General features: G+C 71.5%; 14 protein-coding genes and 1 pseudogene. 13 read left to right on the plus strand and 2 right to left on the minus strand.

Annotated elements, in window-relative coordinates; translation table 11 throughout:
* The coding region (locus SSQG_RS02570) for a beta-galactosidase (protein ID WP_003988119.1) at positions 1 to 1890 on the minus strand (1890 nt) is incomplete at its 3' end.
* Positions 1891 to 2074: 184 nt separating this feature from the next.
* On the opposite strand from SSQG_RS02570, the gene SSQG_RS02575 reads away from it, so the two are divergent.
* The 5 genes from SSQG_RS02575 to SSQG_RS02595 all read left to right on the plus strand — a co-directional run bounded on the left by SSQG_RS02575 (position 2075) and on the right by SSQG_RS02595 (position 6712).
* Complete coding sequence (locus tag SSQG_RS02575; protein WP_003988120.1) at positions 2075 to 3394, plus strand: ABC transporter substrate-binding protein; 1320 nt, start codon at positions 2075 to 2077, stop codon at positions 3392 to 3394.
* Positions 3391 to 4317 carry a carbohydrate ABC transporter permease gene (locus tag SSQG_RS02580; RefSeq protein WP_003988121.1) on the plus strand — a complete coding sequence of 309 codons (927 nt, stop codon included), beginning with the start codon at positions 3391 to 3393 and terminating at the stop codon, positions 4315 to 4317. The genes SSQG_RS02575 and SSQG_RS02580 overlap by 4 nt, the downstream gene beginning before the upstream one ends.
* Complete coding sequence (locus SSQG_RS02585; protein WP_003988122.1) at positions 4314 to 5222, plus strand: carbohydrate ABC transporter permease; 909 nt, start codon at positions 4314 to 4316, stop codon at positions 5220 to 5222. Before SSQG_RS02580 ends, SSQG_RS02585 begins: the two co-directional genes overlap by 4 nt.
* Positions 5219 to 6250 (plus strand): LacI family DNA-binding transcriptional regulator, encoded by a 1032-nt coding sequence (locus tag SSQG_RS02590; RefSeq protein ID WP_003988123.1) that lies wholly within the window; start codon positions 5219 to 5221, stop codon positions 6248 to 6250. The genes SSQG_RS02585 and SSQG_RS02590 overlap by 4 nt, the downstream gene beginning before the upstream one ends.
* A 72-nt stretch (positions 6251 to 6322) precedes the next feature.
* Positions 6323 to 6712 (plus strand): MarR family winged helix-turn-helix transcriptional regulator, encoded by a 390-nt coding sequence (locus tag SSQG_RS02595; RefSeq protein WP_003988124.1) that lies wholly within the window; start codon positions 6323 to 6325, stop codon positions 6710 to 6712.
* 11 nt (positions 6713 to 6723) lie between these two features.
* Here SSQG_RS02595 and SSQG_RS02600 read toward each other — a convergent pair whose 3' ends face one another.
* Positions 6724 to 7593, minus strand: coding sequence for a LysR family transcriptional regulator (locus SSQG_RS02600; protein WP_003988125.1), 870 nt, complete (start codon positions 7591 to 7593; stop codon positions 6724 to 6726).
* Positions 7594 to 7917: 324 nt separating this feature from the next.
* On the opposite strand from SSQG_RS02600, the gene SSQG_RS02605 reads away from it, so the two are divergent.
* From SSQG_RS02605 to SSQG_RS42395, 8 genes and pseudogenes are all read left to right on the plus strand, one after another.
* Positions 7918 to 8622 carry an alpha/beta hydrolase gene (locus tag SSQG_RS02605; RefSeq protein ID WP_039931815.1) on the plus strand — a complete coding sequence of 235 codons (705 nt, stop codon included), beginning with the start codon at positions 7918 to 7920 and terminating at the stop codon, positions 8620 to 8622.
* The gene (locus SSQG_RS02610) at positions 8619 to 9461 is read left to right on the plus strand and encodes a sulfurtransferase (RefSeq protein ID WP_003988127.1); all 843 of its coding nucleotides are present in this window, start codon (positions 8619 to 8621) and stop codon (positions 9459 to 9461) included. Before SSQG_RS02605 ends, SSQG_RS02610 begins: the two co-directional genes overlap by 4 nt.
* A gap of 15 nt (positions 9462 to 9476) precedes the next feature.
* Positions 9477 to 10358 (plus strand): ABC transporter permease, encoded by an 882-nt coding sequence (locus SSQG_RS02615; protein WP_003988128.1) that lies wholly within the window; start codon positions 9477 to 9479, stop codon positions 10356 to 10358.
* A 3-nt stretch (positions 10359 to 10361) separates the two neighbouring features.
* Positions 10362 to 11078 carry an ABC transporter ATP-binding protein gene (locus SSQG_RS02620; RefSeq protein ID WP_003988129.1) on the plus strand — a complete coding sequence of 239 codons (717 nt, stop codon included), beginning with the start codon at positions 10362 to 10364 and terminating at the stop codon, positions 11076 to 11078.
* Positions 11075 to 12043, plus strand: coding sequence for an ABC transporter substrate-binding protein (locus SSQG_RS02625; protein WP_003988130.1), 969 nt, complete (start codon positions 11075 to 11077; stop codon positions 12041 to 12043). Before SSQG_RS02620 ends, SSQG_RS02625 begins: the two co-directional genes overlap by 4 nt.
* Before the next feature lie 13 nt (positions 12044 to 12056).
* Positions 12057 to 13154: an LLM class flavin-dependent oxidoreductase gene (locus SSQG_RS02630; RefSeq protein WP_003988131.1), complete on the plus strand. Its 1098-nt coding sequence runs from the start codon at positions 12057 to 12059 to the stop codon at positions 13152 to 13154.
* 10 nt (positions 13155 to 13164) lie between these two features.
* Positions 13165 to 14172 (plus strand): ABC transporter substrate-binding protein, encoded by a 1008-nt coding sequence (locus tag SSQG_RS02635; RefSeq protein WP_003988132.1) that lies wholly within the window; start codon positions 13165 to 13167, stop codon positions 14170 to 14172.
* A pseudogene (locus SSQG_RS42395) lies at positions 14169 to 14318 on the plus strand (acyl-CoA dehydrogenase family protein); the annotation flags it as partial. The gene SSQG_RS02635 and the pseudogene SSQG_RS42395, both read left to right, overlap by 4 nt.
* Between the last annotated feature and the right edge of the window lie 57 nt (positions 14319 to 14375).

Here is a 14375-nt window from a genome sequence, read left to right on the forward strand (position 1 = left end):
GGCGAACAGGTACGTGCCCGACGCGCCGGTGCGGCGCACCACTTCGACGTCCCGGGGCAGGTCGGCGCGCGGGTCGAGCCGCGCGTCCTCGCCCGCCATGCCGAGCAGCGCGTCCAGGCCGTCGGCGCCGAGCCGGGTGGAGACGTACCAGGCGGTGCCCTCGCCGAGACGGTGCCGGGTGACGGCGGGCCGGCCGGCGGTCAGCCCGTCGGCGTACGTCAGGACCGTCTCGGCGCCGCGCGGCACCACGAACTCCGTCCACACGTCGGCGTTCAGTTCGGAGCCGTCGGGGCCGGTGACACGCACCCGTTCGCCGGACAGCAGCGGTGAGAACTCCTCCACCGTGAGGCCGAGGACGTCCCGGAGCGGGCCGGGACAGGCGCCCTCGTGGACGGCGTCGTGCTCGTCGACGATGCCGGAGAAGTACGAGACGACCAGGGTGCCACCGCCCTCGACATAGGCCTTGAGGTTGTCTCCGGCGGCCTCTGTCATCAGGTACACGGCCGGTACGACGACAAGGGGATACCTCGACAAGTCGGCTTCCGGGTGGGCGAAGTCGACGGTGAGGTGGCGGTCGTAGAGGGCCTCGTAGAAGGCGTCGGCGCGCTCCCGGGCGTCGTGGTCCTCGCTGGGGCGCCAGTCGAGGTTCTGCGCCCACCAGGACTGCCAGTCCCACAGCACGGCCACGTCGGCCTCGGTGCGGGTGCCGCGGATCTCGCCCAGCGCCTCGACGGACGCGCCGAGCTCGACGGCCTCGCGCCACACGCGGGTGTCGGTGCCGCCGTGCGGGAGCATCGCCGAGTGGAACTTCTCGGCGCCGCGCCGGGACTGGCGCCACTGGAAGAACATGGCGCCCTCGGAGCCGCGCGCCACATGGGTGAGGGAGTTGCGGGCCATCTGGCCCGGGGCCTTGGCGGGGTTGCGGGGCTGCCAGTTGACGCCCGAGGTGGAGTGCTCCAGCAGCAGCCAGGGGGCTCCGCCCGCGACGGAGCGGGTGAGGTCGGCGGCCATCGCGAGGTTGACGTGGGTACGGCGGCCGTCGGTGATCAGGTAGTGGTCGTTGGTGACGACGTCGACCTCGCGGCCCCAGGCCCAGTAGTCGACGGAGTCGCACTGGCTGAGGGCCGTCATGAAGTTGGTGGTGACCGGGACACCGGGCGAGAGGCGGTGCAGGATGTCCCGTTCCATCCGGAAGTTCTCGCGCATGGTGGCGTCGGCGAAGCGCTTGTAGTCCAGGGCCTGGCCCGGGTTGCCGACGGTGGGGCTCAGGCGCGGCGGGTTGATCTGCTCGAAGTCCGTGTAGCGCTGCCCCCAGAAGGCCGTGCCCCAGGCCTCGTTGACGGCGTCGACCGTGCCGTACGTCGTCGCGAGCCAGCGGCGGAAGTGGGCGGCGCAGGAGTCGCAGTAGCAGGCCGAGACGGGGACGCCGTACTCGTTGTGCACGTGCCACATGGCCAGGGCCGGGTGGTCGACGTAGCGCTCGGCGAGCGCGGTGGTGATGCCGGCGGCGGCCGTGCGGTAGTCGGTGTTGCTGTGGCAGATCGCCGCGCGGGAGCCGAACTCGTGGCGCACGCCTTCGGCCGTCACGGGCAGGGCCTCGGGGTGGGCGCGGTAGAACCACACCGGCGGGCACACGGTCGGGGTGCCGAGGTCGACGCGGATGCCGTTCTCGTGCAGCAGGTCCAGGAGCCGGTCGAGCCAGCCGAAGTCGTACGCCCCGGGCGAGGGCTCCAGCAGCGCCCAGGAGAAGATCCCGACGCTGACCATGGTGACGCCGGCCTCCCGCATCAGCCGGACGTCCTCCTGCCAGACGCTCTCCGGCCACTGCTCGGGGTTGTAGTCCCCGCCGAAGGCGAGCCCGGTGAGGCCCCTGGGGGTGGTCTCCGGCATGGATGGTCTCCCGGTCGGTCGATCAAATGGGAACGTGCACACACAGCGGCGCAGTGCGGAGCCCAACATAACCGCACAGCAACAACCATTGACAAGTGTCCGGGATGTTTCTCTACTGTGAACGCTCACAGAAGCATGGCAGGTTCTCGCAGCAGGCGAGGACCCCAGGTCAGGGGAGAGATCCATGCCGTACGCGAAGCGCCACCGCCTCGTGAGATCCGCCGTCGCCCTGGTGCTCGGCACCACCGCCCTCGCCGCCTGTGGCAGCGAGTCCGCGGACAGCGAGACCGAGGCGGGCCCGGCCTCGCTCACGTACTGGACCTGGACGCCCGGCATGGACAAGGTCGTGGACCTGTGGAACAAGGGGCCGGGCAAGAAGGACCGCATCACCATCACGGTGAAGAAGCAGGCGTCCGGCGACACGCTGGTGACCAAGATCCTCACCGCGCACAAGGCGGGCAAGGCACCGGACCTGGTGCAGGCGGAGTACCAGGCGCTGCCCACCCTGGTCAGCAACGACGCGCTGGCGGACATATCGGAGAACGTCGGTGACGCGAAGGGCAGCTTCGCCGACGGCGTCTGGCAGCAGACGACGCTCGGCACGGACGCCGTGTACGCGGTCCCGCAGGACATCGGGCCGTTGATGTTCTACTACCGCGAGGACCTCTTCGAGGAGTACGGCCTGAAGGTGCCGACGACCTGGGACCAGTTCGCCGAGGCCGCTCGGAAGCTGAAGAAGGCGGCCCCCGACAAGGACCTCACCACCTTCTCCGCCAACGACTCCGGCCTCTTCGCGGGCCTCGCCCAGCAGGCCGGCGCCAAGTGGTGGACCACCTCGGGTGACCAGTGGAAGGTCTCCATCGACGACGCGGCGACACAGAAGGTCGCCAAGTTCTGGGGCGGCCTGGTCGAGGAGGGCGCCATCGACAACCAGCCGATGTACACCCCGGCCTGGAACAAGGCGCTCAACACCGGCCGGCAGATCGCCTGGGTCAGCGCCGTGTGGGCACCGGGCACGCTGACCACCGCCGCCCCCGAGACCAAGGGCAAGTGGGCCATGGCCCCGCTCCCCCAGTGGGACGCGAGCGAGAACCGCACCGGCAGCTGGGGCGGCTCCTCCACCGCCGTCACCACGGACTCCAAGCACCAGGGGGCCGCCGCGAAGTTCGCCGCCTGGCTGAACACCGACAGCGAGGCCCTCAACGCGCTGGCGAAGGAGAGCGGCATCTACCCGGCCGCCCAGAACGCGCAGACCAGCGGCGCCTTCCTCAAGCCGCCGGCCTACTTCTCGAACCAGGCCGACTTCTACACCAAGGCCGCCGACATCGCGGAGACCACAGCGCCCTCCGCCTGGGGCCCGAACGTGAACGTCGCCTACACCACCTTCAAGGACGCCTTCGGCGCCGCCGCGAAGAACAAGTCCGACTTCGGCGCCGCCCTGAAGAAGATGCAGGACGACACCGTCGCCGACATGAAGAAGCAGGGCTTCGGGGTCGCTCGGTGAAAAGCACGGCACGGCGGCAGTCGTACGGGGCCAAGAGGGCCCCGTACGCCTTCCTCATCCCCGCGACGATCCTGTTCGCGCTCTTCTTCGCGCTGCCCATCGGCTACGCGCTCTGGCTCAGCTTCCGCAAGGTGAAGGTCTCCGGCCTCGGCCTGGGCTCCGGCGCCCGCAAGGAGGTCTGGGCGGGCCTGGAGAACTACACCGACGCCCTCACCGACAGCGAGCTGCTGCACGGGACGCTGCGCGTCCTGGGGTACGGCTGCATCGTCGTCCCGGTCATGCTCGGCCTCGCCCTGCTGTTCGCGCTGATGCTCGACTCCGAGAAGGTGCGGCTCGCGCCCTTCACCCGGCTCGCGATCTTCCTGCCGTACGCCATCCCCGGGGTGGTGGCCGCGCTGCTGTGGGGCTTCCTGTACCTCCCGGACGTCAGTCCCTTCTACTTCGTGCTCGACAGGCTGGGCCTGCCGCAGCCGGACCTGCTGGACGGCGGGCCGCTGTACCTCGCGCTGTCGAACATCGCCGTGTGGGGCGGCACCGGATTCAACATGATCGTCATCTACACCTCGCTCCGGGCGATCCCGGCGGAGGTGTACGAGGCGGCGAAGCTGGACGGTGCCACGCCGACGCAGATCGCGCTGCGGATCAAGATCCCGATGGTGGCGCCCTCGCTGGTGCTGACCTTCTTCTTCTCCGTCATCGCGACGCTCCAGATGTTCAACGAGCCGACCACCCTCAAACCCCTCACCAACTCGGTGTCCACGACGTGGAGTCCGCTGATGAAGGTGTACCGGGACGCGTTCGGCGAAGGCGACCTCCACAGTGCCGCCGCGCAGGCCGTGATCATCGCGGTCGCCACGCTCCTGCTGTCCTTCGGCTTCCTGCGAGCCGCGAACCGTCGTCAGAAGCAGGAGGCCGCTCGATGAGCTCCCTCACCGTTCCCGGGGCCGAACCGCTGGCGGGCAGCACGCCCGGCACCGACCGGGGCCGCCCGCCGCTGCGTCGCCGGATCGCCCTGATCCCGACGGTCACGCTGCTGCTGGGCGCGATCTACTGTCTGCTGCCGGTGGCCTGGGTGGTCATCGCGGCCACCAAGTCCGGGCGCGAACTGTTCTCCACGTTCACGTTCCTGCCGGGCACGGGTTTCGCCGGCAACGTCCGGGACCTGAACGCCTACCGCGACGGCGTCTACTGGGAGTGGATGGGCAACTCCGCCCTGTACGCCGGCCTCGGTGCGCTGCTGTCGACGTGCGTCTCCGCGTTCAGCGGCTACGCGCTGGCGACCTACCGGTTCCGGGGCCGCGAGGCGATCTTCAACGTGCTGCTGGCGGGTGTGCTGATGCCGCCGGTGATCCTGGCCGTCCCGCAGTACCTGCTGCTGGCGAAGGCGGACCTCACGGACTCGTACCTGTCCGTGCTGCTGCCGCAGATCCTGTCGCCGTACGGCGTCTACCTGGCGAGGATCTACGCCGCCGCGGCCGTGCCCGCCGACGTGGTGGAGGCCGGGCGGATGGACGGGGCGAGCGAGTGGCGGATCTTCACGCGGATCGCGCTGCCGATGATGATCCCCGGCATGGTCACGGTGTTCCTGTTCCAGTTCGTGGCGATCTGGAACAACTTCCTGCTGCCGTACATCATGCTCAGCGACGACGAGAAGTTCCCGATCACGCTGGGCCTGTTCACGTTGCTGGAGCAGGGCGCCAACACCCCGGCGCTGTACACCCTGGTGATCACGGGCGCGTTCCTCGCGGTGCTCCCGCTGGTCGCGCTCTTCCTGGTCATCCAGCGGTTCTGGAGTCTGGATCTGCTCTCCGGAGCCGTAAAGTCATGACCATGAACGCTGCGGGGGGCAGGCGCAGGCCGCCCACGATCCATGACGTGGCGCGCGAGGCGGGGGTCTCGCGCGGCACCGTCTCGCGTGTGCTGAACGGCGGCCACTACGTCAGTCCCGCCGCCCAGGAGGCGGTCAACGCGGCCATCCGCAGGACGGGGTACGTCGTCAACCGGCACGCCCGCTCCCTGATCACCGGACGGTCCGACTCGGTCGGCTTCCTGCTCACGGAGCCGCAGGAGCGGTTCTTCGAGGACCCCAACTTCAACGTCCTGCTGCGCGGCTGCACCCAGGCGCTCGCCGCGCACGACATCCCGCTGCTGCTGATGCTGGCGGGCACCGAGGACGAACGGCGGCGGATCACCCGGTACATCACCGCCGGGCACGTCGACGGGGTGCTGCTGGTCTCCAGCCACTCCGGCGATCCCGTCGCCGAGCAGCTGCGCGGGGCGGGGGTGCCGCTCGTCGCGTGCGGCAAGCCGATCGGGCTGGGATCGAAGGTGAGTTACGTGGCGGCCGACGACCGCGACGGCGCCCGCGACATGGTGCGGCACCTGCTGTCGCTCGGGCGGCAGCGGGTGGGCATGGTGACCGGTCCGCTGGACACACCCGGCGGTGTCGAGCGTCTCGCCGGGTACAAGGAGGTGCTGGCGGACGCGGGGGCGGCCTTCGACGAGCGGCTCGTCGTCTCCGGCGACTACAGCCGGGCCAGCGGTGAGGCGGGGGCCGAGATGCTGCTGGCGCGGGCCCCGGACATCGACGCGGTGTTCGTGGCCTCCGACCTCATGGCGCAGGGAGTACTCGCGGCCCTCCAGCGGGCCGGGAGGCGGGTGCCGCAGGACGTCGCGGTCGGCGGCTTCGACGACTCACCGGCCGCCCTGGCCGCCAGCCCCGGGCTGACGACCATCCGGCAGCCCTGGGACCGCATCAGCACCGAGATGGTGCGCGTGCTGCTCGCGCAGATCGGGGGCGAGGACCCGGCGGCGGTGATCCTGCCGACGGAGCTGGTGAAGCGGGAGTCGACGTAGGCCGCCCGCTCCGCCGGAAAGACGCCACTGCATGCACAGTCATCGAACCCCGGGCCGGTGTACGGTTCGGATATGGCGGCGAAAACGGCTGGTGCGCGGCTCGAGGAGCGGTGGCGGGACATCCTGTCGGCGCACGCGCGCACGATGTGCGAGATCGACCGAGCACTGCATCCGCACGGCCTGGGCGCGTCCGACTTCGAGGTCCTGGACATGCTCGCGACCGCGGCGCCCGAGGAGGGCGAGCAGTGCCGGGTGCAGAACCTGGTCGGGCGGGTCCACCTCAGCCAGAGCGCGCTGTCCCGGCTCATCGCCCGGCTGGAGAAGGACGGGCTGGTGACGCGTTCGGTGTGCGTGGAGGACCGGCGCGGCGTGTGGGTCGCCCTGACCGCCAGGGGTCGTGACCTGCACGCCGAGGTGCTGCCCCTCCAGCGGGCGGCGCTGGCCCGGACGCTGGGCGAGTAGGCCCCGGGGCGTCACGCCCCTGCCGGGGTCTCCTCCCGCAGCAAATCCCGTACGGCCTCGAACGCGGCCGCGACGGTCGCCGGGTCCGCCCCGGAGCGGGCGAGCGCGCTCATCGGTATGGGTGTGACCGGGGGCAGCGCCGCGCAGGCGGTGAGCCCGTCGGGGGCGGAGCCGACTGCCGCGAGCAGGGCGACACCCTGCCCGGTGCGGGCGATGTCGAGGACGCCCGCGAGATAGCCGGCGTCCCCGACCACCTGGGCGGGCACGCCGTGCGCGGCGAGCGTCGCGATGGCCCTGCGGCGGATCGCGCAGGGGTCCTCGACGGCGACCAGTGGCACGGGGGCGGGCTCGGGCGGCGGCTGCCAGCCGGGCACCGCGTACCAGGTCAGCGGCAGACCGCCGACGGGTGTGCCCTCCGTGGCGGCGGCCTCGGTGACATAGACGGCGACGTCGACGCCGCCGCGCTCCACGGCCTCGACGAGGCGAGCGGAGCGGTCGATGCGGTAGCGGACCCGGCAGCCGGGGCGCACGTCCTGGACGGCGGCGGTCAGGCGGGGCAGGAACTGGTCGGCGGCGTGCTCGGTGGCACCGATGGTGACCGTGCCGGCGTCGACGTCGAGCAGGGTGCGCACGGCCTCGTCGTGCACCGCGAGGATGCGCCGGGCCTGTTCCAGCAGCCGGTGGCCGTCGGTGGTGAAGCGCATGCCGCGCCCCTCGCGCTCGACGACCGGCCGCCCCAGGATCTTCTCCAGCTTGCGCACGTGCTGGCTCACCGCCGACTGGCTCAGGGCCAGCGCCCGGGCGGCTCGGTGGAAGCCGCCGCAGTCGGCCACGGCGGTCAGACTGCGCAGGGCGACGAGGTCGAGGACAGGTCGGTGCATGCGGCGACCGTAGCCGCTTGAGCGATCGATCGCGATTTCTGATCGGTTTCGATGAGGAATCGTCGTTGGACGGCGGTTGTCACGACCGGTCATGATGAACGCATGCTGCACGCCACCGCTTCCGCTGCCCTTCTGACGCAGCGCCGAGTCATCGACTTCGGCGTGGCGTGCAGCGCGCGCTGTCGCTGACCCTTCGCAGCACATCCCCGCTCCGGCACCTGAGCTGATCACGTCCTTCCGCACTGACACGTGACAGCCGGTACGCCCTGCCCTGCCTCGTCCTGTCCTGGACACCCCCTGCCCCGACACGGGAGTTGCCCCCTCATGTCCTCTTCGCTCCGTTCCTGGGACGAACCCGAAGGCCTCGCCCCGCGCGGCACGCTGATCGTGCTGGCCGGGCGTGGTGAACACGCGGGCGTGTACGAGCGGTTCGGCCGCCGGCTCGCCTTCGACGCCTATCGTGTCCGCGCCCTCGGCGACCCGGCCGCCGACCCGGGCGTGCTCGACACGGCCGCCAAGCTGCTCGCCGACGAGTCCCTGCCCGGCCCGAAGGTGCTGGTGGGCTCGGACACCGGGGCCCACCACGCCGTGCGACTGGCCGCCGACCGGACCCCGGGGGTCGACGCCCTGATCCTGGCGGGCCTGCCCACCGGTGCCTGGACGGCGGGGAGTTGGGAGGAGGAGGCCGAGGCCCGCACCGCCTGCCCCACGCACCAGGGGCGCCTCGCCGGCGACCCGGAGTTCCGGCGCGGGGCGCTGGACGTCACTCCCGAGCTGTCCGAGCCGGGCCTGGACCGGGTGGGGGTCCCGGTGCTGGCGCTGCACGGCACGGACGACGTGGTGAGCCCGCTCGACGGGGCCCGGAAGGCGTACGCCGGCCACCCCGTCGAGCTGGTGACCTTCCACGGAGGGCGGCACGACGTCCTCAACGACGCCCTGCACCGCACCGCCGCCGCCACCGTCGTGCTCTTCCTGGAGCGGCTGCGCCTGTCCTCCGAACTGCCCCTGATAGCGGAGGGTCTCGCATGACCGCGACGACGAGCGTTGCCGAACTGCGCGAGCGACTGGCCTCCGGACAGCCGCCCGTGGTGCTCGACGTCCGCTGGGCGCTGGGTGACCCGCACGGGCGTGAGCACTACGCCGAGGGCCACATCCCGGGGGCGGTGTACGTCGACCTGGAGACCGAGCTCGCCGCGCCGCCGAGCCCGGAGGGCGGGCGTCACCCGCTGCCGGACCTCGCGCGGCTGGAGGCGGCGGCCCGCCGCTGGGGCGTCGGCCGGGACCGGCCCGTGGTGGTGTACGACGACCTCGGCAACACGGCGGCGGCACGCGCCTGGTGGCTGCTGCGGTACGCGGGACTGACGCGCGTGACACTCCTCGACGGGGCGCTGGGCGCCTGGCGGGCGGCCGGACTGCCCCTGGAGACGGGTGTGCCCACCGCACCGGAACCCGGTGACGTCGTCCTGGCCGAAGGTCGTCTGCCCGCCACCGGCGCGGACGGTGCTGCCGAACTCGCCTCGACGGGCCTGCTGCTGGACGCCCGGGCGGCCGAGCGCTACCGCGGCGAGGTGGAACCTGTGGATCCGCGCCCCGGCCACATCCCTGGGGCCGTCTCCGCGCCCACCGGGGAGAACCTCGCGGCCGACGGCACCTTCCTGCCACCGGAGGTACTGCGCGAGCGGTTCGAGGAGAAGGGGGCGGCCGGGGCCACACGTATCGGCGTGTACTGCGGCTCCGGAGTCACCGCGGCGCATCAGATCGCCGCCCTGGAGATCGCCGGATTCGAAGCGGTGCTCTTCCCCGGCTCCTGGTCCGCCTGGTCCGCCGACCCCGCCCGCCCGGCCGTGACCGGCCCACTCCCGTCCTGACGAAGGAACCCCGCCATGACGACCCGATCACCGGCCACGGCGGTGCTGCCCGAGCAGAGCGCCGACCCCGGCCCGCCCGCCGCCACCACCCGTGTCACCCTGCGCGGCACCGCGAAGTCCGGCCGCCGCCTCACCCTGCCCCGTTCCGTACGCCGTTCCGCGGGCCCGGTCGGCCTGGTCCTGCTGTGGTTCCTGACCTCGGCCACCGGTGTCCTGCCCGAGTCCGTACTGGCGTCCCCCGTCGACGTCGTGAACCAGGCCCTGGAACTCACCCGCAACGGTGAACTGCCCTCCGCCATCGCCGCGTCGGGCCGCCGGGCCGCCGTCGGCTTCCTGATCGGCGCGTCCGTCGCGCTGAGCCTGTCCCTGCTGGCCGGACTGTTCCGGCTCGGCGAGGACGTCATCGACTCCTCGATGGGCATGTTCCGGGCGATCCCGTGGGTGGGCCTGATCCCCCTGTTCATCGTCTGGTTCGGCATCGAGGAGACCCCGAAGATCGCGCTCGTCGCGCTCGGTGTGACCTACCCGCTCTACTTCAACATCTACGGCGGCATCCGCTCCACCGACTCCCAGCTCGTCGAGGCGGCCCGCATGATGGGGCTCGGCAGGCTCGGGCTGATCAGGTACGTGATCCTGCCGAGCGCGCTGCCCGGGGCCCTCGTGGGACTGCGGTACGCGCTGTCGACGGCCTGGCTGGCACTGGTCTTCGCCGAGCAGGTCAACGCCGACGCGGGCCTCGGCTATCTGATGAGCAACGCCCAGCAGTACTTCCGCACGGACGTCATCGTGCTCTGCCTCGTCGTGTACGCGCTGCTGGGGCTCGCCTGCGACTTCGCCGTACGGATCCTTTCGCGCCGGCTGCTGACCTGGCGCGCCAACTTCGAGGGCGAGGCGTAGGACATGACCAACAGTGTGGAGACCAGGGGACTTTCGCGGTCCTTCGACGGCAACACCGTCCTGCACGATCTCGATCTCGACATCCGGGAGGGCGAGTTCGTGGCCCTGCTCGGGCACAGCGGCTGCGGCAAGTCGACGCTGCTGAGGATCCTGGCCGGGCTCGACGAGGAGATCGGCGGCGAGGTCACCGTGCCCGCCCGGCGCAGCGCCGCCTTCCAGTCGCCTCGGCTGCTGCCCTGGCTGAAGGTCTGGCGCAACGTCGTCCTGGGGCTGCCCGGCCGCCCCGACAGGGCGCTGGCGCTCAAGGCGCTCGACGAGGTGGGCATCGCGGACCGCGCGACCCTCTGGCCCAAGACCCTCTCCGGCGGCCAGGCCCAGCGCGTCTCGCTGGCCCGGGCTCTCGTCCGCGAGCCCGAACTACTGCTCCTGGACGAGCCGTTCGGCGCCCTGGACGCCCTCACCCGGGGCAAGGTGCAGCAGCTGGTGGCCGAGCTGTGGCGGCGGCACGGCTGCGCGATCCTCCTGGTCACCCATGACGTGGAGGAGGCCCTGCTGCTCGCCGACCGGGTCCTGGTGATGGACGAGGGCCGGATCGCCCATGAGCTGAGCGTCGACCTGCCCCGGCCCCGGGACCTCACCGCCCCGGAGTTCGTCTCCCTGCGCGCCCGCCTCCTGAACTGGCTGGGCGTGAACCGCACCCTGGAAGGAACCCCATCGTGAACCGCCGTACCGCAGCCGCCGCGCTGAGCATGACCACCCTGCTGGCGCTGACCGCCTGCGGCGGGAACTCCTCCGCGGACGCCTCCTCGTCGCAGCAGGTCACCCTCACCATCGGCGACCAGGCCAAGACCCTCCAGACGATGGTCGCCGCGGCCGATGCCCTGAAGGGCGCGAAGTACAAGGTGAAGTGGGCCGAGTTCGAGGGCGCGGCCCCGCTCTACCAGGCCGTGCAGGCGGGCGCCGCCGACACCGGGTACTCCGCGGACCTGCCGGCGCTCCAGGCGATCAGCGGCGGGGTGAAGGTGAAGAACGTGGCCGCGCTGAAGAACGACGGCCGGCATGTCGGCCTCGTCGTGCGCAAGGACTCCGGCATCAACAGCGTCAAGGACCTCAAGGGCCAGAGGGTCGTGGTGTCCTCCGCCAAGGGCAGCGTCTCCGAGTACCTGCTGGCCAACGTGCTGAAGCAGAACGGGCTCGACTACAAGGACGTCAAGGTCCAGTACCTGCTGCCGACCGACGCGCAGGCCGCGTTCGCCTCCGGGAAGGTCAAGGTCTGGGCGACCTTCGGTGTCTACCAGGCCGTCGGGCTGAAGCAGGGCGGGCGCCTCCTCGTCGACGGCGGGGACGGCCGGGTCAGCGGCATCGGCTTCGTCAACGCCAGCGAGAAGGCCCTCGCCGACTCGTCCAAGAAGGCCGCGCTCGCCGACTTCCTCAAGCGCCTCGGCACGGCCCTGAAGTGGACGAGCACGCACCGGGAGGCCTACGCCAAGGCCATCCAGACGCGTAACGGCGCCGACCCGGCCGTGGCGAAGACGCTGGCCTCCGCCGGCTACAGCGAGGTCCTGCCGGTCACCGGCGACGTGAACTCCACCGTCCAAGGGGTGGCCGACCTCATGCACGGCATCGGCGTCCTCGACCCGAACGTCGACGTGGCGAAGTCCGCCGACCCCTCCCTTCTCGACTGACCAGGAGCCGTACATGCCTGTCGAATTCATCAGCGCCGTCCACACGGACGCCGGGGCCTCGGGACCGGCCGCCGCGAGCCGCACCGGGCTCGACGTCGACCATCTGCGCACGTACGCCCGCGCCCTGGACGACGGAGGTTTCGACCACACCCTGGTCGCCTACCACTCGGCCTCGCCGGACGCCTTCCAGATCGCCCAGTTCGTCGCCACCCACACCGAGCGGATCCGCCCGATCCTGGCCCACCGGCCGGGCGTGATCTTCCCGACGCACGCCGCCCGGGCCCTGGCCACCCTGGACCGGATCAGCGACGGCCGGCTGACCGTGCACATCATCTCCGGCGGCAGCGACGAGGAGCAGCGTCGGGAGGGCGACTACCTGGGGAAGGCGGAGCGGTACGAGCGGTCCGACGAGTACATCCGGATCCTGCGGAAGGTGTGGCAGGCGGACGGCCCCGTCTCGCACCAGGGCACGTACTTCACGTTCGAGGGCTACCACTCGGATGTGAAGCCGGTGAACGGGCTGGTGCCGATCTCGGTGGGCGGCTCGTCGCAGGACGCGTACCGGGTCGGCGGGCAGCAGGGCGACATCTTCGGGCTGTGGGGCGAGCCGCTGAAGGAGACGGCCGAGCAGATCGCGGCCGTCAACAAGGTGGCTGCGGCCGCCGGGCGCCCCGACCCCCGTATCTGGGTGTCGTTCCGCCCGATCATCGCGCCCACCGACGAACTGGCCTGGGAGAAGGCGCACCGCACGCTCGGCGTGCTGAAGGACCAGGCACGCAACACCGAACTGCTGCGGCACTACCGCACGACCGGCCGCCCGGCCAACGTCGGCTCGCAGCGGCTGCTGGACATCGCCGAGCGCGGCGAGGTGCACGACCGCTGCCTGTGGACGGCCCCGGCGGCCGCGACGAACGCGGCCGGCGCGTCGACGGCCCTGGTCGGCTCGCCGGAGACGGTCGCGAAGGCGCTGCTGGACTACGTCGACATCGGCTGTGACCTGCTGTCGATCCGTGGCTACGACCCGCTGAACGACGCGATCGACTACGCCCGCCACGTCCTGCCTCTGGTCCGCCAGGAACTCGCCCACCGCGCCAGCACCCAAGCCGCCTGATGGAGAGCCCGTGTTGTTCCGCCACACCCTGCGTACGTCCGCCGCCGCCCTGGCCCTGCTCCTGCCCTTCGCCGCGGGGTGCGGCGGCCCGGCGCAGGCCGAATCCCCGTCCGACCTGTCGTCCGTCACGCTCTCCGTCGGCGCCACCGGCTGGAAGACCGAGGAGGCGGTCCTGAAGTACGCCCACCTCGACGACACCCCCTACAAGGTGAGGTGGAGCCAGTTCCAGGGCGGTGAGCAGCAGCTCCAGGCCGTCCGGGCCGGAGCCCTCGACCTCGCCTCGTCCAGTGAGATCCCGCCCGTCTTCGCCGCCGCGGACGGCGCCCCGAACTTCAAGGTCGTCGCCGTGCAGCGCGGGGCGACGCTCAACCAGGAGGTCGTCACCCGCAAGGGCTCGAAGGTCACCGGCATCGCGGAACTGAAGGGCAAGAGGGTCGGCTACGTCCAGAACACCACGGCCCACTACTTCCTCTACGCGCTGCTGAAGCAGGCGGGCCTGAAGTGGTCGGACATCGACGCCAAGCCGCTGCTGCCGAACGACGGGCTCGCGGCCCTGAACGGCGGCAGCATCGACGCCCTCGCCTCCTACGGCACGTCGATCATCACCGCCCACCAGCAGGGCGCCCGCACGATCGGCTCGGGCAAGGACATCCTGTCGGGCAACTTCCTGTGGTCGGCGCGCGACAACGTGCTTCAGAGCCCGGCGCGGCGGGCCGCGGCGGCCGATCTGATCGCCCGGATCACCAAGGCGTACGCCTACGTCCGCGACGGCCGCGAGGAGGGCTTCGCGAAGATCACGGCCGCCGCCACCCACCAGCCCCTGGCCCAGGCGAGGAAGGACCTCGTCGACGCCCAGAGGCAACGCCCGACGCGTGCCCGGCCGGTCGGCGACGACACCATCGCCTCCCAGCAGAGGGTCGCCGACACCTTCACCGAACTGGGAGCACTGAAGGAGCACCTGGACGTGAAGTCCTTCTGGACCAACGCCCTCGACGCCGACCTGAAGAAGGCCCTGTGACCGAGCGCATCGCCGAACTGGCCGCCGAGCACGACCGGTCGGCCGCCTTCCCCGCCGAGTCCCTCCGGATCGCCCACGACGCCGGGCTGCTCACCGCGACGATCGGCCGGCCCTACGGGGGTCAGGGCGCGGGAGTCGAGGAGACCGCGCGGATCCTGCACCGGCTGGGGCGGGCGGACCCGTCCGTCGCTCTGATCGCCGCG

This window comes from Streptomyces viridochromogenes DSM 40736, assembly GCF_000158955.1.
GTDB classification, from domain to species: domain Bacteria; phylum Actinomycetota; class Actinomycetes; order Streptomycetales; family Streptomycetaceae; genus Streptomyces; species Streptomyces venetus.

What these genes read in the sequence shown, in the direction of transcription:
- SSQG_RS02575 (WP_003988120.1), top strand. Translation starts at nt 2,075, where the DNA reads ATGCCGTACGCGAAGCGCCACCGCCTCGTGAGATCCGCCGTCGCCCTG.
- SSQG_RS02585 (WP_003988122.1), top strand. Translation starts at nt 4,314, where the DNA reads ATGAGCTCCCTCACCGTTCCCGGGGCCGAACCGCTGGCGGGCAGCACG.
- SSQG_RS02590 (WP_003988123.1), top strand. Translation starts at nt 5,219, where the DNA reads ATGACCATGAACGCTGCGGGGGGCAGGCGCAGGCCGCCCACGATCCAT.
- SSQG_RS02595 (WP_003988124.1), top strand. Translation starts at nt 6,323, where the DNA reads ATGGCGGCGAAAACGGCTGGTGCGCGGCTCGAGGAGCGGTGGCGGGAC.
- SSQG_RS02600 (WP_003988125.1), bottom strand. Translation starts at nt 7,593, where the DNA reads ATGCACCGACCTGTCCTCGACCTCGTCGCCCTGCGCAGTCTGACCGCC.
- SSQG_RS02605 (WP_039931815.1), top strand. Translation starts at nt 7,918, where the DNA reads ATGTCCTCTTCGCTCCGTTCCTGGGACGAACCCGAAGGCCTCGCCCCG.
- SSQG_RS02610 (WP_003988127.1), top strand. Translation starts at nt 8,619, where the DNA reads ATGACCGCGACGACGAGCGTTGCCGAACTGCGCGAGCGACTGGCCTCC.
- SSQG_RS02615 (WP_003988128.1), top strand. Translation starts at nt 9,477, where the DNA reads ATGACGACCCGATCACCGGCCACGGCGGTGCTGCCCGAGCAGAGCGCC.
- SSQG_RS02620 (WP_003988129.1), top strand. Translation starts at nt 10,362, where the DNA reads ATGACCAACAGTGTGGAGACCAGGGGACTTTCGCGGTCCTTCGACGGC.
- SSQG_RS02630 (WP_003988131.1), top strand. Translation starts at nt 12,057, where the DNA reads ATGCCTGTCGAATTCATCAGCGCCGTCCACACGGACGCCGGGGCCTCG.